Here is a 23,852-nt window from a genome sequence, read left to right on the forward strand (position 1 = left end):
CCGGCAGGGCGGGCGGAAGCTTCGCTTTGACTTGGCCTTTTCTTTTGGTTCGTTTTCTTTGCGGCTAAGGCAAAGAAAATGAACATCCACAGGCTAAACTTAACTTAATGCCGAACCTAACGAAGCACTAAGTCGCAGACTTTTATTATAACAAGATTTCTCCTTGCTATCGCGCGTTCGAAATGACATAGCTTTTTAACGAGTTTGCGTAAGTTGAAAGTTTACTCCACTTACTAATCAAACAACCCTTTCTCTTTGCCAATAAATTGCGGGCGGTGAATGTTCATGTCAAGCTTTTTGTTTAGTTTATCTATCACATAATCGCATAACTCGGGCGAGTAGCGTTCATCGTGCTGGTGCATAAAAAACCAAACAGATTGCAGCCCCTGGTCTTTCCAACTGGCAATGCGGTCAACCCATTCATCGCAGCGGGCATAGTCGGTAGGGTGCAATCCATTGCCCACAAAGCGGATGAACGCATGAGGGGTAGGTAGCATCATGTGCACACAATCGCGGCGGCCCGTAGCATCTGTTATTATCGATCCGATATTTAATCGCTTAAACAGGCTAAAAGCGGCCTCTTTGTTTTCAGGCACGGCAAACCAATCCTTATGCCTTAGTTCTACATAAACGGGTACATCGGTTGGTAGCTGTTCCAGGTAGGCAGTAAGTTCGGGCAGGCTTTTGGGTGTAAAATTATCGCTTAGCTGCAAAAATACCGGCCCCAGTTTATCGCCGAAGGCCATGATGCCCTCGTAATAGGTAGTGGTAATATCCTCAGCATTCTTTAACCTGCGGATATGGCTGATGCTTTGCGAAAATTTGGGACAAAATTTAAAATTAGGATTAGCCTCCGCTTTTTGTTTCCACTTGGCAATGGTATCGGGGCCATAAACCTGGTAAAAGGTGGCATTTAGCTCAATACAGTCAAAATGCTTTACATATTCATCCAGAAAATTCGCGTCTTTAGTTTTAGGCGGATAGATCTGGCCTACCCATTCCTTGCGCCCCCATTTTGCGCAGCCTACATGCACCTCCAAAGGCTGTTTGTTGTTGGCAGCGGCAAGTGTTTGGAGGGTAAAAGCGGGGTCGGGTGGCAGTGTAAAATCTACCAAAGGCAATTCATGATCAGCTACGCGGCCAAATTCCATATCAATTATATTAGGCAGCAAGATAGCAAATAGCCCAATAAAAAGCGGGACGGTTCATATCGAACTATCCCGCTTTTATTTTAGGAGAGAGGCAACTACTCCACGCTCTATTCATCAACCTACAAAAACATCCCGCCTGATGCCTCTATACGTTGGGCATTTATCCAACGCGCATCTTCAGTACAAAGGAATGCTATTACACCACCAATATCATCCGGCTGGCCTGGCCTGCCTAACGCTGTAATGCCTGAAATAAATTCGTGCATTTTAGGGTGGCTTTCAAACGCGCGTTTGGTAAAATCGGTCTCCACTATACCCGGCGCAACCAGGTTGGCTGCAATCCCACGGCTGCCTAATTCTTTAGCTAAGTACTTTGTAAATACCTCAATGGCACCCTTCATAGAGGCGTAAGCCGCGTAACCGGGGGTGGCAAAGCGGGTTAAACCGGTAGATAAGTTGATGATGCGGCCACCATCGGCAATGGTATTCACCAATGTTTGGGTTAAAAAGTAAACCCCTTTAAAGTGCACATTAAACAGGTTGTCGAAATCTTCTTCGGTGGTTTGTCCAAATGGAGATGCCGCGTCAATACCGGCATTATTCACCAAAAAGTCGAAGCTGTCGCGGCCCCATTTTTCTTTTAACACAGCGGTGAGCTGTTCTTTAAACTCGGCAAACGTGTTTGATTTTGAAGTATCCAGCTGTAGGGCGGCGGCAGTTTGGCCGGCCAGCTCTATTTGGTTCACTACCTCATCGGCTTCATCTTTTTTAGTACGGTAGGTTACAATTACGTCTATACCCTTGCCGGCAATTTTTAAGGCAGCGTTTTTACCAAGGCCCCTGCTTCCGCCTGTTATCAATGCTATTTTATTTGTGCTCATGTTGTTATGTGTTTAATACAATACAAAGATGAGGGCGAAACGTTGCTAAAAAAAGGTGACAGGTACAGATAAAATGGTGACAGTTACAGTATTTTATTAAACTGTCATAGGTGGTGAGGAGCAATTCTTTGCTGTATAAAGCAGGCGGTCAGTTCTTAATAAGGATCGGCAGTAGGCAAGGGTCAAGCCTGTGGATGTTCATTTTCTTTGTCTTAGCCACAAAGAAAACGAACCAAGAAAAGGCCAAGTCAAAGCGAAGCTTCCGCGCGCCCTGCCGGTTCTTAACGCTTTCTCGCCGCATACGCAGACTTCGACGCTAAACCGTCATTCCCGCCATACACCCGGCCCGCCCACTTTGACGTTTGGGCCAACGCTCATTAATGCTTTATAATAAGTTGATTAAGATAATAGTGATTAATATTCTGTTAATTTTCTAATTCTATTAATTCCGAATCAGATAATATCTTTTCCCTGTACTCTTTAGGTGTTACACCTTCAAAACGTTTAAAAAACTTAGTGAAGTTGGATGGGTCGAAAGTGAGTTTAAAAGCTATTTGTTTAATAGAAACATTTTGTTGCAGCATTTCCTTAGCCAGCAGCATTATTTTTTCCTCGAAATAAAAGCAGGGCGATTTGCCCGTGGTTTGCTTAATGGTATTGGTTAAATGGGTGGGGTGAATGTGCAGGATCCCCGCGATGTCCCTGATCTCGAACATTTCGGTAACGCGCTCGTGCATAATATCATCAAGGTGCTTGTCAACTTCTTTCAGGAAGTCGGCAAAGATCTCGTGCCGGCGGCTAAATATTTTTTTGGGGATGGGAGTTGGCATAACGCTGTAAAGATAAACGTTTTATATGTTTTTATAACAAGGCGAATAGGGCAGATATTTTATACGGTTAACAATGCTGTTAAAGCTTATCTGCAAAGAACATCGGTTTGCCGGCGGAGGGTATATTCAGACCCAGATTATATTTAGGAACAAGCCTTTGCAATAGGCTTAAAGGCATTTTACCAACATCCATAAACGTCCAGTTTTTGCCGTTATTATCGCTGATGGCCAACAGGTAGGTGCGGTTAACATAGCGCCCGTTAAACACTTTCATGGTAATAACTTCGGGTATAATGCAATGGAGCTGCCCGCCGGCATCGTGTATTTTACCCGGCGAATCAACATAACCGTCAAACGCGATAACGCCCTGCTTTTTTAGCCCCTCTATGCGGCTGCTAATAAGTTTCTGCATGGTATCTCTGCCGCCCGAGTATTCTACCAATTTAGGGTAGGTAAGGTCTATAACAGTTTTATAATCGCCGTTAAAACTTGCCTTTGCAAAACGGGTAGCCTGTTTTTTAACTAAAGTTGTATCCTGCGCTACAACGGTAAATGGTATGATAAATAAAAACAGGATGTATCTCTTAAAACAGTGCATCAATTAGAAAGGTGAGCCTATTATGTGTTGGTAGCTTTTAACGTGATTTTGCTGAAAAAATTGTTATCAAAGCTTTACAGGCGCCTGCGGGGTTGGAATAATAAGGTTGCTGTTAAAATTGGGGAATAAGGTTCTAACAGAATTAATAGTACCCTGGTTCAAATCAAGAAAACTCCAGTTTTTGCCGCCATCGGCGCTTACGCAAAGGAGGTTGTTTTTTGAAGCAAAGCGCCCCTGAGGGGTTTTCATTACAATGGCTTCGGGTATTAAACAGTGTATCTCGTTACCGGCTTTATAAAAATTACCGGCCTCGCCTATTGTGGCCTTCTCAAATACAAAACCTTGCGCTTTCATTTGGTTAATGCCCGCAGTTATCATTTGCAGCATTTTTTGTTTACCGCCTGCCATAGCAACGGCTTTAGGGTAAGTATGGTCTACAACGGTTTTGTAGTCGCTTTTTAGCAGGGCGTTGGCAACTACAGTCGCCTGTTGTTTTACAACAGTCGGGTTTTGCGCAAAAGCAGAAACAGGAAGTATAAAAAGGACAAGTACTTTAAGGGCTAATTTCATTGTTTATTTTTTAAGTGTTTTTTTACCAGGATCTTATTGGCCAACTGGTTAGTGCCGTCAATCTTGTCGGTGTGTTTAATGCCCAATATCTCACTAATTAAATTAAAAACCGAAACATTCTGAAAAGGAGTTACAACTAAATGCTTTTTAAAGGCAGGGCCCCATGCCGCAAAGCTTGCGCGCATATCTGCAATAACGGTTGGGTCATATCCGTGCCAGCCGGGATTTATTTTCTTGCTGTTCCAAAGGTTAAACACTTTTGGGTAATGTGGTATCAGTAAAATATCGCCAATGTGGTTGTGCCAGTCGTCGGCAGTGCCATAGTGCATGTGGGCAGGTACGTTGCTTTTTAGATAAACATTGTAGCCATTAGCTTCTTTTTTAAGTTCGGTATAAGTGCTTTGTACATCAGCACCCTCTTTGGCATATAGCTCAACCAGGATGCCGTCGCCGGATATTACATACTTAGATGTATCTATAGCCGCCGGGATACCAATTGGGTTTTTGTTATCAACCCTGGTCATGCCATGGTCTGATACAAAAATGAAGTTGACGTTCTTTAAGCCGGTTGTTTTAACCGCCTTTTGCAGTTCGTTAACTGTCGAGTCTATAAAGTGTACTGCCTTTTCAGCCTCGGGCGATTCGGGGCCGTTAAGATGTGCTTCGTGGTCAACCTGGGGCAGGTAAAAAGTTATGAGGTGGGGACGTTGAGCGGGTGGTAGCTTAAGCCAGTTAACAACGGCGGCAATGCGGTTATGCATGTCAATTTTTTCGTTGTAGATGTAATAATAGGTTGGCCGTACACCCTGTATGGCCGCTTCTGATGCCACCCAATAAAAGCTTGCCGAAAGCATTTTTTGCTGCTCGGCACGTACCCAAAGCGGGGCGCCCCCATACCAGCTGCTATCTGCAACCTTGGCTTTGTTACTCATCGAGTATTTGTCGTTACGTTCACGGTCGTAATAGGTGTTATTCACCAAACCAGAGTGCGACGGATACAAACCGCTCACCATAGCGTAATGATTTGGAAAGGTTACCGAGGGGTAAGAAGGCATCATGTAAGGCGCGCTCACGCCTTCCTTAGCCAGCCTCAGCAGGTTTTGCGCGTTATAGCGTTTAGCAAAATCGTACCGGAAACCATCGGCAGAAATTAAAATTACATAGGGCTTATTTTGCTGCGCCGCGCTGTTTTTACGGTTGGGGACAATATGCTGGGTGGTATCCTGGCTAAAACTTTTAAATGATATGGACAGTATAATAAGCAGCAGTACGCTTAGTTTTTTCATGCTATATTTTGATGGCTAAAAATACAGATTTAAGGTTAACATGCCGTGTAGATAATATTAATGTTGGAGTTGTATCCGTTTCGTAAAATTGTTGTGCCACAATAATTAAGTATGTTAAAACACGTACATTTATTTATGGCGCAAAGCAGGGTACATATTATACTTTTAATTACACTGGCCCTTATGGCGTGTAATACAAAAAAGCGCAAGATATATACCAGCGAGTGCGATGTAGATGTAACGTTTAAAAAGGTAAGTTTTAGCCACCTTATTGATAGCATTAAGTATTATGACAAGCAAAATGTAGAGGTGACCGGTAAGTATATCGAAGGAAAAAATCAGTCGGCTTTAGTTAACGACAGCACTTTTACCGACCATGGCAACAGTCGCTCTTTATGGGTGAATTTTACGCAGGATTGCCCGTTGTATCTTACAGGCAAACACACCGGCCTGTTCGAGACTGAAGACGGGGAGTACAACAAAATAAACAACCGTAAAATGACCATACGCGGCCGTGTAGAACTACAAAAGAAAGGGCATAAAAACACTTACCGCGCAACCATTAACCAGGTAAGCTACCTGGAGTTGGATTAGGATCTTATAACCAGTTTATTGGTTTCGATAAAAGTTTTAAGCGTGATAATAGCCGCGTTGTTGTCGCTTTTTTCATGCACGCTATCCATAGATTTTAAGTACCCTAATAAATCGGCCACTTTTGCAGTATTAACAGTTGTAAAGCCCATAGCCCATTCTGCAAAATTTTTGTGAACAATACTGCCATTGATTAGCGTTATGAGATTTTTATGCCTGGGGTCAGTTTCAATCTTAGCGAAAATGGCATCTACTTGGGTATCTTCACCTTCAAGTACTTGTATGAATGTGCCTTCGCTATACAACAACATTCCCGACACATTGCGCTCAGCATTATTTTTTCTGGCAGACGTTAAAATATCGATCAATTGATCATCATTTAACAACGTTACGGCGGTACTTAGGTAAACAATATTTTTCATGCAGATATTTAACATCTGCAATGTATGCAATTTACTTTTAAGATAAAGTTATTCGTTTAAATAAACAAAATAAGAATATTAAACTTTTAGCTTAAGCCCGTCATATGCCAGTTCTATACCTTCGGGTAGTTCCTTAGAAACATCGGCATGTTTGCCAAGGCGGTGGCTAATGTGTGTAAGGTAAGTTTTATCAGCCCCTATCTCGCGGGCAAATGCTATGGCCTCGGCTAAAGTAAAGTGCGAAATATGTTTTTCTTTCTGCAGGGCGTTTATTACCAATATTTTCGTCCCGCGGATCTTGTCCTTTTCTACCTCAGATAGTGTTTTGGCATCAGTGATATAGGTAAAATCTTTTATACGGTAACCTTTTACGGGTAGCCTGTAATGCATTACCTCTATTGGAGTAAAGTGTACATCGCCAATATTAAACGGCGCTAACGTAACAGTATGAAGGTTAACCTGCGGGATGCCCGGATAGCCCTTATTATCAAAAATGTATGGAAATTCGCGGCGTAGTGCAGTTTGCACACGCTCGTCGGCATAAATATCCACGGGGGCCTGCTGTTTGTAGTTAAATGCGCGTATATCATCCATGCCGGCAACATGGTCTTTATGCTCGTGGGTAAAAACTATAGCATCCAGGTGCATTACTTTTTCGCGCAGCATCTGGTACCTAAAATCGGGCCCCGAATCAATAACGATAACTTTCTCCTCTCCCTCAATTAAAATAGAAGTGCGCAGGCGCTTGTCGTGCTTGTCGGTTGATAAGCAAACAGGGCAGGTGCATGCAATAACAGGCACGCCCTGCGAGGTCCCGGTTCCTAAAAATGTTATGGTCACAGCTGCAGTGTTGTTTGTTTAAGCTGATGCAAAAATGCAGCCTGTTTATCATCAAGCAGGTTATAATCTATATCAACCGTGCGGGCCAGTTCGGCAACGGCGGCTATTTTACTCTCCAGATTGGCAAATTTATTAACAACTATTACCCGGCTGCTTAGCAGCATACAAGCACCTGTTTTAAAATTACCTTTTTCATACCTAACCCGGTAACCGGCCGCTTTAAGCAGCAGCTCCAATTTTTCGAGCGTATGATTGGTCATGGTGAGCATCTTTCAAAAATAGTAACATTTAACATTAAGGCGTTAAAATGTTGTAAATAGATTTCTGTTATCCATACATTAAAACTTCTTAAAATAATTTATAAAGTTAAGCAAGCTATTGCATTTCACATTCTTAAATTACTATATTGGTGCTCTCAATCTCCATAATAATTATAACCAATTGTACCCATTATGAACCAAAAAGCCGAACGGTTCCTGTCGCTTGATGTCTTTCGCGGACTAACCATTTGTTTTATGATCATTGTAAACACACCCGGCAGCGGCGCGCAGCCTTTTGCACCGCTTGAGCATGCCGCCTGGTTTGGGTTTACACCTACCGATCTTGTTTTCCCTTCATTCCTGTTCGCCGTTGGTAATGCCATGAGCTTTACCATGGCAAAGTTCGACGGGCTAAGCAGCGGCGCGGTTGTGTACCGTATTCTTAAACGCGGTTTGCTTATATTTTTGATAGGGTATTTAATGTATTGGTTCCCGTTTGTAGACCATACCGATGCAGGTTGGGTGCTGCGCCCAATAAGTGGTACACGTATTATGGGCGTGCTGCAGCGTATTGGCCTTTGCTATATTTTTGCATCGCTTATCATCTATTTTGTACGCAATAAAACAGCGGTTGTGGTATTAAGTGTACTGATGTTAGTTGGCTACCAGGTTATATTACTGGCTTTTGGCGACCCATCTGCCCCGTATGCCATGCTTACGAATGCCGGCACTTACTTAGATAAATTTTTGTTAGGAGATAGTCACCTTTACCACGGCGAGGGCGTTGCTTTTGATCCCGAGGGTATCCTGAGTACCCTGCCTGCCATTGTGAATGTTATTGTTGGATATTACGCCGGTAAATTCATTCAGGAAAAAGGTAAAGGTTACGAGACCATTGCCCGACTTGCGCTAATGGGTTGCGTATTCATTTTTGTGGCATTAACCTGGAATATTAGCTTCCCGATAGGTAAAAAACTATGGAGCAGCCCGTTTACCCTGCTTACAACCGGAATAGATATGGTGCTGATATCGGCCTTTATTTATGTAGTAGAGGTGCGCGCCTGGAACAAATATAACTGGACGTCGTTCTTCACCACCGTAGGTAAAAACCCCCTGGCTATTTACATCCTGTCGGAGATTTTGGTGATCGCTTTCTGGATGATAAAGGTTGGTGATAAAAACTTTTATGGCTGGATAAATGATGTACTTTATCAAAAAATAGCCCCCGGTGCAATTGGCTCCCTGCTTTTCGCCATAAGTTATATGCTGGTATGCTGGAGCGTGGGTAAAGTGTTGGATAATAAAAGAATATATATAAGGGTGTAGGGCCTCACCCCGGCCCTCTCCAAAGGAGAGGGAGGTAAAAGAAAGAGCGATGCTAACCAGCGTCGCTCTTTCTTTATACGCTGTCATTTCGAGGGAAGCGCAGCGACGAGAAATCTTGTTCGAAATAAATAGCGACTTCGCTTAACGAACAAGATTTCTCCTCGTACGTCGTTCGAAATGACAGTACTTATTTTCCACCCCTACCTCAAATCCACTACCTCAACACCCGGATACGCTTTCTTATCGAAAATAAAGGCGCTTTCTGCTACTTTATAGTTGGGCGTAAAGGCGCGCAGAGTGTAGGTGTATTTGCTGCCGTTCTTATCAAATATCTGGGCGCTGTACAGCTGGTTCTTTAATTTGTCTATCATCAGGCGCACTTTAAAGAATGTTTTCTTACTGTCTTCGGGTGTAAGGTCTATCACCTGGTAAGTTTTGCCTGCAAGTTTTTGTTGGCCAGTGTAAATGTACTTGTATCCTTTTTCGTAAAGCGTAAAGATCTTGGCGGGGTTAAAGCCCTCCTCGCTGTTATCGGCAGCGCTTAACTGCACTTCGTTGGCATCCTTAAGGTATGTCCACTGGTTTTTACCATCACTGATGATGTCCTGCATTACTTTTTTGGTACCTGCAGCATAAGCGATCACTTTGTATTTGTTGGTTTTTGACCTGGTGATAAGCGTGCCTGTGTAAGTTTCCTTGACGTTGGCTTGCTGGTTATCTATGGTTAACGAATAGTCTGTTTTTACAGCATCATAGCTGCGGTATTGCTTGCTAAGCTTATTCAAGATCAACTTAGCGTCGTTATCTTTTTGGGCAAATACAGCACTTATGGTAGTTGCAGATAATATCAGGTATAAAAATAATCTTTTCATGTTTTGGGTCGATTTTAAAGCTCACAGGCAATAACCATTATGGCCTATAATGGTTTAGAGTGTTGTGAACTAAATTAGTTTAATCGCGTGGCTTTTGCAGCTCTTCCAGTGCGCGTTCCAGGCTGTACTCGTCGGGGTAAAGTACATCGCGAGCTTTGCTACCCTCAAAAGGTCCAACAATACCTGCGGCCTCCAACTGGTCAATAATGCGCCCTGCACGATTGTAACCCAACTTCATTTTGCGCTGAATGAGCGATGTAGAACCTTGCTGATGTAATACAATTAAACGTGCAGCATCCTCAAACATTGGGTCGCGGTCGTCCGGGTCAAAATCCTTGGGGCTACTGCCTGCTTCACCTTCGCCAACATACTCCGGCAGGAACATGGCTGATGGATAGCCGCGCTGGTTGCCAATATAATCGGATATGCGCTCAACTTCTGGAGTATCCACAAAGGCACACTGCAGGCGTATCAGATCGCTGCCTGTAGAAAGCAGCATATCACCACGGCCAATTAACTGGTCGGCACCGCCGGCATCCAATATGGTACGCGAATCTATTTTAGATAAAACCCTGAACGCTAAACGAGCCGGGAAGTTGGCTTTAATAGTACCCGTTATAACGTTTACCGATGGCCTTTGCGTAGCAATAACCAGGTGGATGCCCACCGCACGGGCAAGCTGTGCTATACGGGCAATAGGTTGTTCCACCTCTTTACCGGCGGTCATCATCAAATCGGCAAACTCATCAATCACCAATACAATGAATGGCAGGTAGCGGTGTTTCTCGGGGTCGCTTATTTTGCGGTTAACAAATTTGGTGTTGTATTCTTTTAGGTTACGCACCTGCGCGTCTTTCAGCAGGTCGTAGCGCTGGTCCATCTCAATACACAGAGAGTTAAGCGTGTTCACCACCTTTTTGGTATCGGTGATAATGGCGTCGGCCTCATCGGGCAGTTTAGCCAAAAAGTGCCGCTCTATCTTGCGGAACAGTGTAAGCTCCACCTTTTTAGGGTCCACCAATACAAATTTAAGCTCGGCAGGGTGCTTTTTGTAAAGCAACGACACCAGGATGGAGTTGATACCAACAGATTTACCCTGACCGGTAGCACCCGCCACAAGTAAGTGGGGCATCTTGGCAAGGTCGGCAATAAATACCTCGTTAGAAATGGTTTTACCCAAAGCGATAGGCAGGTCCATGGCGTTGTTCTGCCATTTTTCGGTAGCCAGTATTGAGCGCATGGAAACCATCTCGGGGTTTTGGTTCGGTACCTCAATACCAATGGTACCCTTGCCCGGCATAGGGGCAATGATACGGATACCCAAAGCCGCAAGGCTTAGCGCGATGTCATCCTCCAGGTTTTTGATCTTGGAGATGCGCACACCCGGCGCGGGGATAATTTCGTACAGCGTAACCGTTGGGCCAATGGTAGCCTTTATCTTATCTATCTCAATATTATAATGGTTCAGCGTCTCAACAATTTTGTTTTTGTTGGCCTCTAACTCCTCAGAGTTTACCGCTATTTTGGCCGAACCGTAGTTTTCTAACAGGTCGATAGTTGGGTATTTATAGGTAGCCAGGTCCAGCTTGTGGTCGTAGGTGCCAAACTGGTCAACCAGGCTTTTAGCTTTATCATCGTCGGTTTTTTCGATGTTGAGGATTGGCATTGGGCGCTCTACATCAATGGTAAGCGGTATTTCAGTTTCTTCTTCGGGTTCGTGGCTAACCTCTGGCTTAAGCACTACCGGCTCATGAAAAACAGGGGTTTGCTGTAGCGGTGTTTGCTGCAAACGTTCCTGCTGCATTGGCTCGGCCGCCGCGGCTGCACCTTGCGCCGCAAGAATATCTTTAACGCGGTTGCCGTCATTTCGCGGCCATTCTACAGGTAACGAGATCTCTTCTTGTATCAACTCAACCGGCTCCGCCTGGGTTTCATCTCCGGCAATAACAGGCTCGGGCTTTGGTTTGCGTTCGGGAAGTTTAAAGTCGATATTGTAGGCAATTACAAGAACGGTAAGCGCCAAAAATATAAGCCCGAAACCGGTGCCCGACTGGCCTATCTGCGCAACCAAAAGGCGGTTGGTCCAAAAGCCGAACTGGCCCTCCAAATAGTGTGGATAGTCTAATATAAAAGCGTGAAAAAAGCCCAGCGTTACCGATAAAAACACAATGGAAAACAGGGTGTAGGCCAGCATTTTGCTAACCGAAAACAGCTTTATTTTAAACAACAAACGGTAGCCAATTATGAAGAACACAAACACGAACAGGAACGACGCCACGCCGAACCATTCAAAGATGAATTGGTTAGAAAGCAACGCGCCAAATTTGCCCAGCCAGTTATCAACCATGGGGTTGTTAACACCATTCTCTAACAATTCTTTACTGGTTTTGAACAGGTTGCCCCAGCCGCCATTAGCTTTAGATACGTAGCTTTGGTCCTGCTGCCAGGTGAAAAGGTATGAGGTAAACGCTATAAGGAAGAACACGGATAATACCAGGCAAAACAGGCCCGCTATTTTGATGATCCTTCCGTCGCGAAGATCAAATAATGGCATGCGCTCGGCCAGTTGTTTTACAGGCCTTTCACGCTCTTGTTTAGCGCTGCCCTGCGAAGATCTTGAACCAGATTTCCCTGCCTGTGGCTCTTCCCTAAAACTATTTGATTTGAACTGGTTTCCTTTGATCGGCATTCCTGAAAATTACACGTTTAATTGCAAATATAAAGTTATTAGATTAAAGAGATATTTTTTAATTTTTTAGGAATATAGTATACCGCGCAAGTCAGGAAGTTAGAATATTAAGGTGGTTTAAATATAAACCCCGCACGTAATCGTGCGGGGTTTATATTTATTAAACGTTTCGCCTACAACCCAAAACCATAAGCTACACGCAGCCCGATGAGGCCATTCCGGTAACCGTTGCCCGCGAAGTTTTCGTAGCGGACGCCAAAATCCCAGTGTTTGGTTACGTAGCCGGCGCCGCCCGAAGCCATGAATTTTGAATCGCCCCCGCCGTTATCCACCTGGAAACCTATCCCTGCCTCTGCACCAATATAAATATTTGATGTTACAAATGCTTTAAACCCCGCCTTTACCGGGATGAGGTCCAGATCCCACTTGTATTTATACGATAATGTACCATCGTTATACACCTGGTCTTTTGGGAAAAAGTGATAGAAGCCGGTAGTAAACGTGAGTGCAACTTTTTTTGAAAGCCCGTATTGCAAACGTGGGGTTATGCCCAGCCCGAAATTTGCGCTCTTGCTAAAGTTACCGACAGGAATCAAGCCGTCGGCCCCGATACCGAAACGTAGTTTGCCTTTCTGGAACGATTGCGCGTTTGCATTTACACCGATAAATAAAATAAAAGCCGTTAAAGCTACTGCGAGGAGTTTTGTTTTTGTTTTCATCATTTGTTTTATGTTTGATGTAGCTACAAACGCTACCGGCTTAAAAAATTGCTCTGATTATGCCCTTTTTAACGTTATTTAACCCTTTTAACTTTATTTAACAAAAGTTATTTGAATGTTGAATAGCCGGAGTGTTATTCAACAACTTCTATTTATTTTTTGTATTTTCACCTTAAATGAGCCTAAACGATCTGGAAGAATATATCGCGAATGCCGATACCGCGGCTTTAGAGGCTTTGCTTGCCCGCAACCCCGAACTGGCCGGCGAAAAAACAAGTCTTAACGTATCTCCCTTAATGCTCTCGTGCTATTATAATAAGCCGGATGTTACAAGGCTCCTGTTAAAATATACCCATGGCCTCAGCCTTTTTGAAGCCGCCGCTGCCGACCGTTTTGATGATGTGGCCTACCAAATTGCCACACACCCCGAACGGATTGATTTTTATGCCGACGATGGCTTTACCGCTTTGGGCCTTGCCTGCTACTTTGGCCGTTATGATATTGCAAGATATTTGGTGCTAAAAGGTGCTGATGTAAACCGCCCAAGCGACAATGGTTTTAACGTTTATCCCCTGCATTCGGCCATTGCCGGCAATTTTACAAGTACAGCTACTATGCTGATAGAAAATGGTGCCGATGTCAATGTAAAGCAGCAAAAGGGCTCCACGCCGCTGCACTTTGCCGCGCAAAACGGTAACCTCGAGCTGATCATATTATTATTGGAGAAAGGCGCCCGGGTAGACATCCGGATGGAAGGCGGCAAACTCCCCTCCGACCTGGCCCGCGAAAAGGGATTTGATGAGATAGCGGAAATACTGGAGAATTAGCAACCTTGTAAGAGATTAATGATCTGATAATTGTAACATCTTGCGGAATAGTCACTCAAATATCCAAACCCATTACCCATGATCAAAAAAATACTTTTACTGGCCATACTGTCAACTGGTGTTGCAACATCCATTCATGCCCAAAATATTAACAAACCGCGTTTAGATAGCCTGCTGAATGTTCTTGCCGCTCATAACAAAAGCATGGGCAGTTTGGCCATATCGCAAAACGGGAAAATTGTTTATCAAAAAAGCATTGGTTACGCGGCTATTGATAGCCCGGCAACCATTCCGGCATCGGCTAAAACCAAATACCGTATAGGCTCTATCAGCAAAATGTTTACAGGGGTTATGGTAATGCAATTGGTAGAGGAGGGCAAGCTTACCTTAGAAACCACGCTTGATAAATTTTACCCCCAAGTACCAAACGCGGCTAAAATAAATATAGGTATGATGCTGAGCCACCATAGCGGCCTGCATAATTTCACCAACGACCCGGCGTATATGACCTACATGCTTTCCCCTCAAACACACGAGCAAATGCTGGCGAGGATAGCGGCCATGAAACCGGATATTGAACCGGGCACCAAAGGCCAGTACAGCAACACAAACTTTGTTCTGTTAAGCTATATTATTGAAAAGGTTACTAACATACCATATGCCGACCTGGTAAAACAACGCGTTATAAATAAAATTGGATTAAAGGATACTTACTACGGCGTTAAAACCAACACGGCCAATAACGAGGCGTTGTCATACAGATATGATGGCAAGTGGAAAAAGTTTTTAGAAACTGATATGAGCATCCCGACAGGTGCCGGATCTATGGTATCAACCCCGGCCGATCTGGATAGGTTTATTGAAGCATTATTTGCGGGTAAACTGGTTAAACCGGCTACCCTTGAGTTAATGAAAACCATAAAGGACGATTATGGAACGGCTATGTTCATGACGTCATTTAAAGGTAGAAACAGTTATGGTCATGGTGGTGCAATTGACGCCTACCGGTCGGAACTGAAATTCTTCCCCGCCCAGACGCTGGCCATTAGCTATACAGCTAACGGCGGCAGTTACGATCCAGCTAAAATTATGGATGGTGTATTAAGCATTTGTTTTAACGAGCCGTACACCATCCCCAGCTTCGCGGATGTAAAAGGGCTTGATAAATATGTAGGTGTTTACGCCAGTAAACAGATACCTATTAAAATTACTATCACCAAAGATGGCGGAACGTTATTGGCGCAGGCAACAGGGCAATCGGCATTCCCGTTAGATGCCGCAAAAGCTGCTGACACGTTTGAGTTTGATGCCGCCGGAATTGTAATGGAATTTAGGCCGGATAAAGGTGAATTTACCTTAAAACAAGGCGGCGGGCAATATGTGTTTGTAAAAGAAGAGAAGTAATTGTTAATGATGAGCTTGTAGGAGCAGATGGCCTTACAAGCTCATCATGGCAAAATGTTGTTACTCAAACTGCAACTCCCATTGATCTTCGCCGCCATCAACCACGCGGAAAATAGTTTTCTCTACAGATGCACCATCGATAGATGATTCGAGTCGTACGGTTTCGTGGTCGTGATATTCGTCGGTTTGGGGTACCATAACAGCTGTAAGGTCTGCAGGGTTGCCGTCAATTTTAATCGTTTTCATAATTGTATCGGGTTATGATGGTTTAACAAAGAAACCCTCAATAAGTTTAGCCACGCTCCCTGAAGCGGTTGATATTACACTATCTTCGATAGCATTTCAATATACAACTCTATCCCCTCGCCTATTTCATCAACATAGATAAACTCGTCGGCCATGTGGGAGCGGGCGGAATCGCCGGGACCAACCTTGATAGACGAAATATCCAGCAACGATTGGTCTGACGTGGTTGGTGAGCCGTAGGTTTTGCGGCCAAGCGACACACCTGCCTGTACAAATGGGTGGTTCTTATCTATCGATGATGGTTTTAGGCGGATGCTGCGCGGTTTTACTTCGCAGCTTACATGCTGGCGGATGATCTCGAGCACCTCCTCGTTGCGGTAGGCGTCAGTTACACGTACATCAACCGTAAAAGTGCAGGTGGCGGGCACCACATTGTGCTGCGAACCTGCATTAATAATGGTTACCGACATTTTTATCGGCCCAAACACTTCAGATTCCTTAGGGAACTTAAAGTTACGGAACCATTCAATATCGGCCAAAGCTTTGTAAATGGCATTGTCGCCTTCCTCGCGGGCGGCGTGGCCTGCTTTGCCATAGGCTGTGCAGTCTAATACCATCAGTCCGCGTTCGGCAATGGCAAGGTCCATTAAGGTGGGTTCGCCAACAATGCCAAAGTCCAGTTTGCCAAGCTCGGGTATAATAAGTTCGAGGCCGTTTATACCCGAGATCTCTTCTTCGGCAGTGGTGGCCAGGCAAAAGTTATATTTGAGGTTCTCCTGATCGTGATAATACAAAAATACAGCTATGAGCGACACAAGGCAACCGCCTGCGTCGTTACTGCCTAAACCGTAAAGTTTACCATCTTCGATTTTGGCGTCGTATGGGTCGCGGGTGTAGCCGCTGTTGGGCTTTACAGTATCGTGGTGCGAGTTAAGTAAAATAGTTGGCTTGCTCTCGTCAAAATGCCTGTTCCACGCCCAGATGTTGTTGAGTTTGCGGTGGGTTTTAACACCATGCTGCTGTAAAACCTGGTCTATCAGGTCGGCGGTGCGGTCTTCTTCTTTACTGAAAGATTGTATTGAGATCAATTGCTGCAAAAGCTGTAAAGCCAGTTGCGATAATGCTGATATATCGGCCATATGATATTGCGAATATTACGCAGATAGTGAACGGCAAAAGTAATGCTTTTGGTGTAAGGTAGCAAAGGAATGTAGCTACAGGAGGGTTCGTAACAGAGGCCTACAAACCGCAGACTCTATTTAAATAACCACAGGTGTCCCACTATTTATAACACAAACGAGAAACAAATACACAAAATGTTAAATACCAGCTATTTAACATTTTGACCAATGACTAAAAATAGTCAAATAAAAAATATAAATATTTGATTATTATATTGTTATGAATTTTACAGGGTGTCCCACTTGTTTAAAAACGGGACGGAATGGGACACCCTATTTATTGACCCGTCCTGAAAAAAGTTTACACTATTGGTTGTTAATACTGGGGTTGATTTACACTTTAAAGTTAAGTACTAAAATAGGTTTACACAAATTAGCTTTCCATGTGTGTGATCCTGAATTGCATTTACACTTTTAGATATTCACTTAAATCATTCAATAGCTTACAAATGCTTACCATACTAAGCACTTACACACGGATTCAAGATCACTCAATTAAAAACTGCTCATCGTCATCATCAAGGCTTAGTTGTATCACATCGTTACCCGCTATACCTTCTATCGATCCTTTAATGCCGGCTGCGTTCAATAATACTTTATCCAGTTGTTTCTCGCGCGATTTCCATAGGCGTTCCATCGCGTCGCGCTCTTTTACGATGGAGAGGCGCATGCTCATATACCCTTCGCGAATGGCTTTCCATTGTTCGGAAAACTCGCTGCTGGTAAGGTAATCGTACAGCAGATGCATCTTATCGCCTTTATTATCCTGGGCCTTAGCCATGTTGGCCAGCTTTACAACGCCATCGCGCAGGATGTATGATACGGCTTTCAATTCATCAAAACTACAGATCCAAACACCGTCCTTTTCGCCAAAGCAGTCCATCCCTTTAGGGTAGCATTGCGTAACTATCACGGCTACATCAACGCCCTGGGCGCGCATATCTTTTTTAAGCTTGTCTATCCAATCGCCGCCGAACGCGGTTGTGCGTTTACTTTCGTAAATGATACGGCCACATTCCTGCCCAAACTGGTTGCGCACGGTCTGCACACAATCGGCCCCGCGCACGCCCTTGCCCACCTCGCTTATAATATCAAACGGAAAGTAGCTGCGCAGCTGCTCTTCCAATATCAGTTCCTGCACCTCGCCCTGTAACTGCATCGAGCCTTGCTCGGCCTTGCGTTTCATCTCTTCGGCAAGCTTTTTCTGGTCGTCAAGCTGCTTTTCAAGCTCTTTTACCTTTAATTGGTACTCGGTATCTTTTATGCTGTGCTTTTCGTTCTCCTGTTTGCGGATCTGCTCACTTAGTTCGGCACGCTGCTCCTGCAATTTGCGTTGCAGGGCGAGTTCCATCTCTTCTTCTTTTTGTTTAAGGGATTGCTCGCGCTGTAAAAATTCCAGTTCTTTCTGGCGCGATACCTTTAGCTTTTCGGCCGTGCTGTTGATCGAATCCTGAAGCACCTTCATCTCATGCTCGTAATCGCTGGCGATAGATTTGCGCAGGTTACTTTCCAAAGCCAACTGCAGGGCCTTCTTTTCTTCGGCAAGGCGATGGTCAAATGCCTCCTGCTGCTTTTTTTCCCGGTTTGTAAATTCCGCCTCTTTACGCTGAAACTCTTCTTCTTTTTGGCGGGTATAATCCTGCATTTTAAGCCTTAACTGCTTTTTATACTCCTCGGCCATAACCTCCTCAATAGGGAAACCATGTCCGCAGCTTGGGCACTTAACTTCTGTAGCCATAAATAATTAATGAATATCAAAGATAGGGAAAATAGCCTCTCGCTGCCATAGAGGCCTCACCTAAATCCTCTCCAAGGGAGAGGACTTAAGAAAGTTAAGGGCCTTTCTGCCATAGTAGCCTCACCTAAATCCTCTCCAAGGGAGAGGATCTAAGGAAATCAAGAACCTCCATGCCTCTCCTAAGTAAAGGTTTCAAAAATGTTTGTCATGTAGATTTTACCCCTTATCAACGGTTATGCTAAACTTACCGGCAGTGGTCTTCCCCTTTTAAGGGGAAAGCAGAGACAGTACTGTTACAGTAGCTTTCATAATGGGTAAACTTTGCGTACGGAGGGTCTCTTTCAGAAGACCTATGAGGACAAAAAAGAACTCTCTTCTGCCCTCTCCAAGGAGAGAACTTAAAAAACTATAAAAATCATCTGATAGAACCCTCTCCTTTGGAGAGGGGAGGGTGAGGCCTAAAAATCGTGATATAAATTCCTAAAGCTGCTTCTTAACCCGAAGGAAATGATAGCCGCTTTTTTATTGGTAAAATCGTTCTTTTCCTGGCGATACAGGCCGCTCAGTTCAAAACGCATATTGTATTTTGGGTTAATGAGGAACGATACCGTACCTTCGGCGTAATACAGGTTGCTGGTGATGCCTTGCCCTATGTTGGTGGTAATAGGCCCGGGCGGGATGGGTTTCATAATATCTTTACCAAAGTTTTGATTTAGTCCATCTGAGCCATACCTGGCATACATCAACTGTCCCTGAAAATCGAACCTGCCCTTAGTATAGTTAAGCAAACCTGTTACCTCCCTAAAATTCGCCCCGAATGGGTCGCCCAGGGGCTGGCTGTAATAACTGTAATTGCTTATTACGCTATTGGTGAAGCCGGTATAAGGTTTAACGGCATTATATTCTAACAGGTAGTTTAGATCTTTAACCCCCAAAATATCGGCCCCACGGATACCCAGTTGCACACCGTTAGTATTTTCGCCGCCTTTGCTATCAAAAAAGCTGCTTGCCTTAAAACGATCTATCAAAAACTGGCCATACAGGGCTGTCTTGTCAAATATTTTATATTTACCGGTAAAGCCTACCAACGCGTTGCCGGGCTGCGAGGATGGGCCCAGGCTGCTCGAGAAAAGTACGGGGTTAATAAAGTTTACGTCGAAACCACGGCGGTTGCCATTATCATCGGCTTCGGGAACAATGTAAGCATTAAAGAAACCGAGCGATAAGCTGTTGGTCACATTCCAGTCTAAATAGTGGAACAAGCCCCATTTGCGGCGGTTACTGCCAAAGGTATCAAACTGGGGCAGGGTGATATCCTGCATGTAAGTCCACATCATCATGTATTGCACCCTGCCAATGTTGGCGGTTACACGCAGCAACGGCGCGGGTGCAGAGTAATCTGACAGCAATATCGACCGGTAACCATCGCCAATAAAGGTTTTATCCTGCCCCAGCGTAAAGTTCAAATATTTTGACGGCGTGTATGATAGTATGGCGGTGGCATACGAGAAATCGCGATAGCTTTTAGTGGCTGAACGGTCATAAGCCTGTCCCGGCACAAAACCGGTTAGCTTAACATAGTCGGTATAATAATTAGGGAAGGCCGCCTGGTTCTCATACCCACTAGTATAAAAGGAGAACTTTGTACCCACTGTACCGCCAAACTGGAAACCGCGCGTGTTTAAGCCAATTTTTGCGTTTGGCCCAAAGCCAATGGGCTTAAAGTTTACCTTTTGGTTTGTTTTATCGTTAAAATCGTGCCCAAAGGTGTTCTCTAACAGGATATCGCCGTAAAAGGTGTAGTCTTTGGCTTTAACATCAATAAGGTGCTCGTTAATTATTTTGCGCAGGAACCAATTTTTGCGGCTGCTGTCAACCCCAACATTCATTAATTGGTTATAACGGCCCTGCAGGGTGCTATCTATCAGGAATGGGCGCAGCGAGGTGTGCATGCTGTTGCCTTTTGAATATACATCGGCATTAAACTTTTGGTATAGTTGGTAAGATTGCGGTAAATAAACCGATTGGGCCTTAACTGCCGTGGCCGTTAAGCCAAATGCGCACAACAGTAAAGCAACTTTACCCGCCAGCTTAGTATAGTTTTTTTGCATACGTAGCAAAATAAGTGTTATTTATTTAAAATCTAAAACGTTAAATTCCCGCTCACCCGTCCCAACTCCATAGAATAAAGCATTAAATCCGTTGCACCCCCTGCTTTTAAGCAGCCGATGACAGGTTTAAACCGTTAATTTCTGTTAAATTGTTGTTGCCTATGTGTTATAAATTATCAGGCTACAAAAAAATACAGATATTTGCCCCGCTTAATTTTACCTTTTCAGGAATGCAATACAATAAAATTAATAACCTTTTGGGCTGGCTTTGCTTTGTTATAGCTTCAGCAACCTACATCTTAACATTAGAGCCATCAGTAAGTTTTTGGGATTGCGGCGAATTTATTTCGTGCGCTTACAGGCTACAGGTATCGCACCAGCCGGGTTACCCGTTGTTTGCCATGCTGGGCAAGGTTTTTTCGCTGCTATCGCTGGGCGATAATACCAAAGTGCCTTATTTTACCAATATGGGCTCGGCCATTGCAAGCGGGGCATCGGTCATGTTTTTATTTTGGACCATAACCGCCATTGCCAAAAAGCTGCTTGCCGGCCGCGAAAAATCTTTTGGCGATGCGCAAACTACCGTTATTATGGGGGCCGGCCTTGTTGGCGCTCTGGCCTTTACCTATACCGATACTTTTTGGTACTCGGCTGTTGAAACCATTGTATTCGCGCTGTCGCAGCTTTGTATATCGGTAGTATTTTGGGCGATATTAAAGTGGGATGCCCATGCAGATGAACCCGGCGCCGATAAATGGATAGTTTTTATCGCTTACGTAATGGGGCTTTCTATTGGTATCCACTTGCTAAACCTGTTAACTATCCCCGCTATCGCGCTGGTATATTACTTCCGCAGGTATAAAAACGTAACTACTAAAAGCGCGTTCATAGCATTCTTTATCAGCATAGCCATACTTGGTTTTGTGCAGTACGGCATCAGGGGGTACACTATTAAGTTCGCCGCCTTTTTTGATCTGTTTTTTGTAAATACCCTTGGCCTTGGTTTTGGCAGCGGCGCATTCTTCTTTTTTATATTGTTGATAGCCTGCATTGTGGCGGGCATTATATATAGCATCCGCAAAAACAAGCCTACTTTAAACCTGGCGTTCCTGTGTATCGCGTTTATTTATTTTGGTTATGGTTCATTCGCTTACATCCCTATCAGAGCTACGGCAAACACCAATTTAAATAACTCGCACCCCGATAATGCCTTTATCCTATACGGTTACCTTAACCGCATTCAGTACGGCGAAAACCCGCTGTTAAGCGGCCCATATTTCGACGCTCAAATTACCGACCAGCACGAGGGCAGCACCATTTACCGCAAAGGCGCTACCAAATATGAGATTGCAGGTAAGCGTATGACCTATGATTACGACCATACCACCTTTTTGCCCCGCATGTACAGCACCGATCCAAGCGATGTGGGCTTTTACCGCGGCTGGCTGCAACTGCCCGAGGGACAAAAACCAACCTTTGTAGATAATATTAAATGGATGGCAAGCTGGCAAATTTACCAGATGTACTTCCGTTACTTTTTATGGAACTATGTAGGCCGCTATAACGACCAGGACGGCCAGCAAAGTACCGAAAGCATTGACGGTAACTGGACCAGCGGCATTCTTGACGGCGGCAGGCATCTGCCAAAATCTGTTGTAGATAGCCCAACCTATACCCCGCTTTACGCCTTACCCTTCATTTTAGGTGTAATTGGGATGATTTACCATTTTGAGCGTAAAAAGAAAGACGCGCTTATTATTGCCTTGCTTTGGTTTTTTACAGGCCTTGCGGTGGTGCTTTATGTAAACCAGCCAAGCGTGCAGCCGCGCGAGCGCGACTACTCGTATGTAGGCTCGTTTTACGCCTTTGCCATATGGATAGGCCTTGGCGTTATTGCCCTTGCCGACGGTATAAGCCGCAAGGTTAAGGTCCGCACAGCCGCTTACATCGCTACCGGTATTTGTTTACTGGCTGTACCGGTGCTAATGGCGTTTAAAGAATGGCCCGGTCACGACCGCTCTACCAAGATGACGCCGCATGATATGGCTTACAATTACCTTATCTCCTGCCCGCCAAACGCTATTTTGTTTACTTATGGCGATAATGACACCTATTCGTTATGGTACGACCAGGAAGTTGAGGGCATACGCCCTGATGTGCGCATTGTTAACCTGAGCCTGTTTAGCGGCGACTGGTACATCCGCCAGATGCAGAAGAAAATGAACGATTCGGAACCATTGCCTATTACCATGCCTTACGATAAATATAAGGATGGTGTGCGGGATGTAATTTATTACAACGATGGCAATATCAAAGACCCTGTTGAACTGAAAGAGGTTTTTGATTTCCTGACATCTGACGATAAGAATATGCAGGGGCAAAACCAGGCCGGCAACTATGCTAATTACCTGCCCACTAAAAACTTCAAGATCACGGTTAACCCCGATGATGTGATGAAGAACAAGGTAATTACACCTGAACAAAAAAGCCGGCTTGCCGATGCGATAACATGGAAATATACCTCTAACTATGTTACCAAAGACAACCTTGCCTTGCTGGATATTTTAGCGCATAATAACTGGAAAAGGCCTATTTGCTTTACCACCACTATTGGTAACAGTAACCTGATAGGGCTACAGCAATACCTTTACAAAGAGGGTTTTACTTACCGTTTGTTACCCTTAAAGGCCGACACCGCCAATCATGATCAGTTAAGCAAAACCAACAGCCTGGTGATGTACGATAACATGATGAACAAGTTTAAATACGGCAACTTTAAAAAGGCTAAATACCTGGATCATGAGTCGACCAATATGTTTTTCCCGGTAATGATGACCACGTTTTTAGACCTTGCACAAAACCTGGTTAAAGAAGGCCACCCCGATATGGCATTGAAAGTTCTACATAAATGCGACGACGAATTGCCCGAGGACCTGTATCCGTACATTGATGTTACTGCCCGCAAAATGTTTTTAGCGCAGCTGGCCTACCAGTTGGGCGATGTGAAGCTGGGCAACAAATTTGTAAACAACGTAGATAAATTTTTGGTAGACCAGTTAGATTACAACTACCACCTGCTAAAAGACGACGTTAACAGGGTAAACACCCGCGATGTGCAAATTGGCATGCAGGTAATAAACGGTATGAGCGACTATGCCAAAACAGCTAAACAAACAGATGTTAGCAATAAGCTTGATGCACAGCTAAAAGATTACGAAAGCAAATTTGCCCCTATATTGGGCCAAAATTAAGCTTAGAAGCGAAAAGCTGAAAGACTAAAGCCGAAAGCAAAAAAGCCTCCTGCAATTTA

Annotated in this window: 21 protein-coding genes; 5 read left to right on the forward strand and 16 right to left on the reverse strand. The window is 44.3% G+C overall.

Annotation, left to right across the window (positions count from 1 at the left end):
- Window positions 1-233: 233 nt before the first annotated feature.
- From ACFQZI_RS19515 to ACFQZI_RS19540, 6 genes are all read right to left on the reverse strand, one after another.
- Window positions 234-1,151 (reverse strand): DUF72 domain-containing protein, encoded by a 918-nt coding sequence (locus ACFQZI_RS19515; RefSeq protein WP_377145504.1) that lies wholly within the window; start codon window positions 1,149-1,151, stop codon window positions 234-236.
- A 119-nt stretch (window positions 1,152-1,270) separates the two neighbouring features.
- A complete protein-coding gene (locus ACFQZI_RS19520) occupies window positions 1,271-2,032 on the reverse strand; it encodes an SDR family oxidoreductase (protein WP_377145506.1) in 762 nt (253 codons plus the stop codon).
- A 425-nt stretch (window positions 2,033-2,457) separates the two neighbouring features.
- On the reverse strand, window positions 2,458-2,862 hold the full coding sequence (locus tag ACFQZI_RS19525; protein WP_377145508.1) for a helix-turn-helix domain-containing protein: 405 nt from the start codon (window positions 2,860-2,862) through the stop codon (window positions 2,458-2,460).
- A 79-nt stretch (window positions 2,863-2,941) separates the two neighbouring features.
- On the reverse strand, window positions 2,942-3,460 hold the full coding sequence (locus ACFQZI_RS19530; RefSeq protein WP_377145510.1) for a hypothetical protein: 519 nt from the start codon (window positions 3,458-3,460) through the stop codon (window positions 2,942-2,944).
- Between the two features lie 66 nt (window positions 3,461-3,526).
- Window positions 3,527-4,030, reverse strand: a complete 504-nt coding sequence (locus tag ACFQZI_RS19535) for a hypothetical protein (protein WP_377145512.1) — start codon at window positions 4,028-4,030, stop codon at window positions 3,527-3,529.
- Complete coding sequence (locus tag ACFQZI_RS19540) at window positions 4,027-5,316, reverse strand: alkaline phosphatase family protein (protein WP_377145513.1); 1,290 nt, start codon at window positions 5,314-5,316, stop codon at window positions 4,027-4,029. The genes ACFQZI_RS19535 and ACFQZI_RS19540 overlap by 4 nt, the downstream gene beginning before the upstream one ends.
- A 111-nt stretch (window positions 5,317-5,427) precedes the next feature.
- On the opposite strand from ACFQZI_RS19540, the gene ACFQZI_RS19545 reads away from it, so the two are divergent.
- Complete coding sequence (locus ACFQZI_RS19545) at window positions 5,428-5,910, forward strand: hypothetical protein (RefSeq protein WP_377145515.1); 483 nt, start codon at window positions 5,428-5,430, stop codon at window positions 5,908-5,910.
- Here the strand turns inward: ACFQZI_RS19545 and ACFQZI_RS19550 are convergent.
- The 3 genes from ACFQZI_RS19550 to ACFQZI_RS19560 all read right to left on the reverse strand — a co-directional run bounded on the left by ACFQZI_RS19550 (window position 5,907) and on the right by ACFQZI_RS19560 (window position 7,438).
- Entirely contained in the window at window positions 5,907-6,329 is a 423-nt protein-coding gene (locus ACFQZI_RS19550; RefSeq protein WP_377145517.1) for a BLUF domain-containing protein, read from the reverse strand. The two genes, ACFQZI_RS19545 and ACFQZI_RS19550, sit on opposite strands and share 4 nt — an antisense overlap.
- 78 nt (window positions 6,330-6,407) lie before the next feature.
- A complete protein-coding gene (locus ACFQZI_RS19555; RefSeq protein WP_377145519.1) occupies window positions 6,408-7,169 on the reverse strand; it encodes an MBL fold metallo-hydrolase in 762 nt (253 codons plus the stop codon).
- On the reverse strand, window positions 7,166-7,438 hold the full coding sequence (locus ACFQZI_RS19560) for a hypothetical protein (RefSeq protein WP_377145521.1): 273 nt from the start codon (window positions 7,436-7,438) through the stop codon (window positions 7,166-7,168). The genes ACFQZI_RS19555 and ACFQZI_RS19560 overlap by 4 nt, the downstream gene beginning before the upstream one ends.
- Window positions 7,439-7,621: 183 nt before the next feature.
- Between ACFQZI_RS19560 and ACFQZI_RS19565 the strand changes: the two genes are divergently transcribed.
- Window positions 7,622-8,755: an acyltransferase family protein gene (locus ACFQZI_RS19565; RefSeq protein ID WP_377145523.1), complete on the forward strand. Its 1,134-nt coding sequence runs from the start codon at window positions 7,622-7,624 to the stop codon at window positions 8,753-8,755.
- A gap of 200 nt (window positions 8,756-8,955) precedes the next feature.
- Here the strand turns inward: ACFQZI_RS19565 and ACFQZI_RS19570 are convergent, their stop codons facing one another.
- The 3 genes from ACFQZI_RS19570 to ACFQZI_RS19580 all read right to left on the reverse strand — a co-directional run bounded on the left by ACFQZI_RS19570 (window position 8,956) and on the right by ACFQZI_RS19580 (window position 13,038).
- Window positions 8,956-9,627 (reverse strand): LolA family protein, encoded by a 672-nt coding sequence (locus ACFQZI_RS19570; protein WP_377145524.1) that lies wholly within the window; start codon window positions 9,625-9,627, stop codon window positions 8,956-8,958.
- 79 nt (window positions 9,628-9,706) lie between these two features.
- Window positions 9,707-12,316 (reverse strand): FtsK/SpoIIIE family DNA translocase, encoded by a 2,610-nt coding sequence (locus ACFQZI_RS19575; protein ID WP_377145526.1) that lies wholly within the window; start codon window positions 12,314-12,316, stop codon window positions 9,707-9,709.
- Window positions 12,317-12,489: 173 nt separating this feature from the next.
- Entirely contained in the window at window positions 12,490-13,038 is a 549-nt protein-coding gene (locus ACFQZI_RS19580) for a hypothetical protein (protein ID WP_377145528.1), read from the reverse strand.
- Between the two features lie 173 nt (window positions 13,039-13,211).
- Between ACFQZI_RS19580 and ACFQZI_RS19585 the strand changes: the two genes are divergently transcribed.
- Together ACFQZI_RS19585 and ACFQZI_RS19590 are read left to right on the forward strand one after the other, a co-directional pair.
- A complete protein-coding gene (locus ACFQZI_RS19585; RefSeq protein ID WP_377145530.1) occupies window positions 13,212-13,862 on the forward strand; it encodes an ankyrin repeat domain-containing protein in 651 nt (216 codons plus the stop codon).
- 78 nt (window positions 13,863-13,940) lie between these two features.
- Window positions 13,941-15,266, forward strand: a complete 1,326-nt coding sequence (locus tag ACFQZI_RS19590) for a serine hydrolase domain-containing protein (RefSeq protein ID WP_377145532.1) — start codon at window positions 13,941-13,943, stop codon at window positions 15,264-15,266.
- A gap of 60 nt (window positions 15,267-15,326) precedes the next feature.
- On the opposite strand, the gene ACFQZI_RS19595 is transcribed toward ACFQZI_RS19590, so the two are convergent.
- The 4 genes from ACFQZI_RS19595 to ACFQZI_RS19610 form a co-directional block, all read right to left on the reverse strand.
- Window positions 15,327-15,512, reverse strand: coding sequence for a hypothetical protein (locus ACFQZI_RS19595; RefSeq protein WP_377145533.1), 186 nt, complete (start codon window positions 15,510-15,512; stop codon window positions 15,327-15,329).
- Between the two features lie 74 nt (window positions 15,513-15,586).
- Window positions 15,587-16,651: a M20 family metallo-hydrolase gene (locus ACFQZI_RS19600; protein WP_377145535.1), complete on the reverse strand. Its 1,065-nt coding sequence runs from the start codon at window positions 16,649-16,651 to the stop codon at window positions 15,587-15,589.
- Window positions 16,652-17,180: 529 nt separating this feature from the next.
- The gene (locus tag ACFQZI_RS19605) at window positions 17,181-18,431 is read right to left on the reverse strand and encodes a DUF2130 domain-containing protein (RefSeq protein WP_377145537.1); all 1,251 of its coding nucleotides are present in this window, start codon (window positions 18,429-18,431) and stop codon (window positions 17,181-17,183) included.
- A gap of 458 nt (window positions 18,432-18,889) precedes the next feature.
- Window positions 18,890-20,542, reverse strand: a complete 1,653-nt coding sequence (locus tag ACFQZI_RS19610) for a gliding motility protein RemB (protein ID WP_377145539.1) — start codon at window positions 20,540-20,542, stop codon at window positions 18,890-18,892.
- 230 nt (window positions 20,543-20,772) lie between these two features.
- Here ACFQZI_RS19610 and ACFQZI_RS19615 point away from each other — a divergent pair, with 230 nt between their 5' ends.
- Window positions 20,773-23,793, forward strand: a complete 3,021-nt coding sequence (locus ACFQZI_RS19615) for a glycosyltransferase family 117 protein (protein ID WP_377145540.1) — start codon at window positions 20,773-20,775, stop codon at window positions 23,791-23,793.
- Window positions 23,794-23,852 lie beyond the last annotated feature (59 nt).

It is taken from the genome of Mucilaginibacter lutimaris (assembly GCF_042676625.1).
In the GTDB taxonomy this organism is placed as follows: Bacteria; Bacteroidota; Bacteroidia; order Sphingobacteriales; family Sphingobacteriaceae; genus Mucilaginibacter; species Mucilaginibacter lutimaris.

Bases quoted from the DNA above. Each gene is read 5' to 3' on its own strand.
- ACFQZI_RS19515 (WP_377145504.1), bottom strand. From the start codon at position 1,151: ATGGAATTTGGCCGCGTAGCTGATCATGAATTGCCTTTGGTAGATTTT.
- ACFQZI_RS19520 (WP_377145506.1), bottom strand. From the start codon at position 2,032: ATGAGCACAAATAAAATAGCATTGATAACAGGCGGAAGCAGGGGCCTT.
- ACFQZI_RS19525 (WP_377145508.1), bottom strand. From the start codon at position 2,862: ATGCCAACTCCCATCCCCAAAAAAATATTTAGCCGCCGGCACGAGATC.
- ACFQZI_RS19530 (WP_377145510.1), bottom strand. From the start codon at position 3,460: ATGCACTGTTTTAAGAGATACATCCTGTTTTTATTTATCATACCATTT.
- ACFQZI_RS19535 (WP_377145512.1), bottom strand. From the start codon at position 4,030: ATGAAATTAGCCCTTAAAGTACTTGTCCTTTTTATACTTCCTGTTTCT.
- ACFQZI_RS19540 (WP_377145513.1), bottom strand. From the start codon at position 5,316: ATGAAAAAACTAAGCGTACTGCTGCTTATTATACTGTCCATATCATTT.
- ACFQZI_RS19545 (WP_377145515.1), top strand. From the start codon at position 5,428: ATGTTAAAACACGTACATTTATTTATGGCGCAAAGCAGGGTACATATT.
- ACFQZI_RS19550 (WP_377145517.1), bottom strand. From the start codon at position 6,329: ATGAAAAATATTGTTTACCTAAGTACCGCCGTAACGTTGTTAAATGAT.
- ACFQZI_RS19560 (WP_377145521.1), bottom strand. From the start codon at position 7,438: ATGCTCACCATGACCAATCATACGCTCGAAAAATTGGAGCTGCTGCTT.
- ACFQZI_RS19565 (WP_377145523.1), top strand. From the start codon at position 7,622: ATGAACCAAAAAGCCGAACGGTTCCTGTCGCTTGATGTCTTTCGCGGA.
- ACFQZI_RS19570 (WP_377145524.1), bottom strand. From the start codon at position 9,627: ATGAAAAGATTATTTTTATACCTGATATTATCTGCAACTACCATAAGT.
- ACFQZI_RS19575 (WP_377145526.1), bottom strand. From the start codon at position 12,316: ATGCCGATCAAAGGAAACCAGTTCAAATCAAATAGTTTTAGGGAAGAG.
- ACFQZI_RS19580 (WP_377145528.1), bottom strand. From the start codon at position 13,038: ATGATGAAAACAAAAACAAAACTCCTCGCAGTAGCTTTAACGGCTTTT.
- ACFQZI_RS19585 (WP_377145530.1), top strand. From the start codon at position 13,212: ATGAGCCTAAACGATCTGGAAGAATATATCGCGAATGCCGATACCGCG.
- ACFQZI_RS19590 (WP_377145532.1), top strand. From the start codon at position 13,941: ATGATCAAAAAAATACTTTTACTGGCCATACTGTCAACTGGTGTTGCA.
- ACFQZI_RS19595 (WP_377145533.1), bottom strand. From the start codon at position 15,512: ATGAAAACGATTAAAATTGACGGCAACCCTGCAGACCTTACAGCTGTT.
- ACFQZI_RS19600 (WP_377145535.1), bottom strand. From the start codon at position 16,651: ATGGCCGATATATCAGCATTATCGCAACTGGCTTTACAGCTTTTGCAG.
- ACFQZI_RS19605 (WP_377145537.1), bottom strand. From the start codon at position 18,431: ATGGCTACAGAAGTTAAGTGCCCAAGCTGCGGACATGGTTTCCCTATT.
- ACFQZI_RS19610 (WP_377145539.1), bottom strand. From the start codon at position 20,542: ATGCAAAAAAACTATACTAAGCTGGCGGGTAAAGTTGCTTTACTGTTG.
- ACFQZI_RS19615 (WP_377145540.1), top strand. From the start codon at position 20,773: ATGCAATACAATAAAATTAATAACCTTTTGGGCTGGCTTTGCTTTGTT.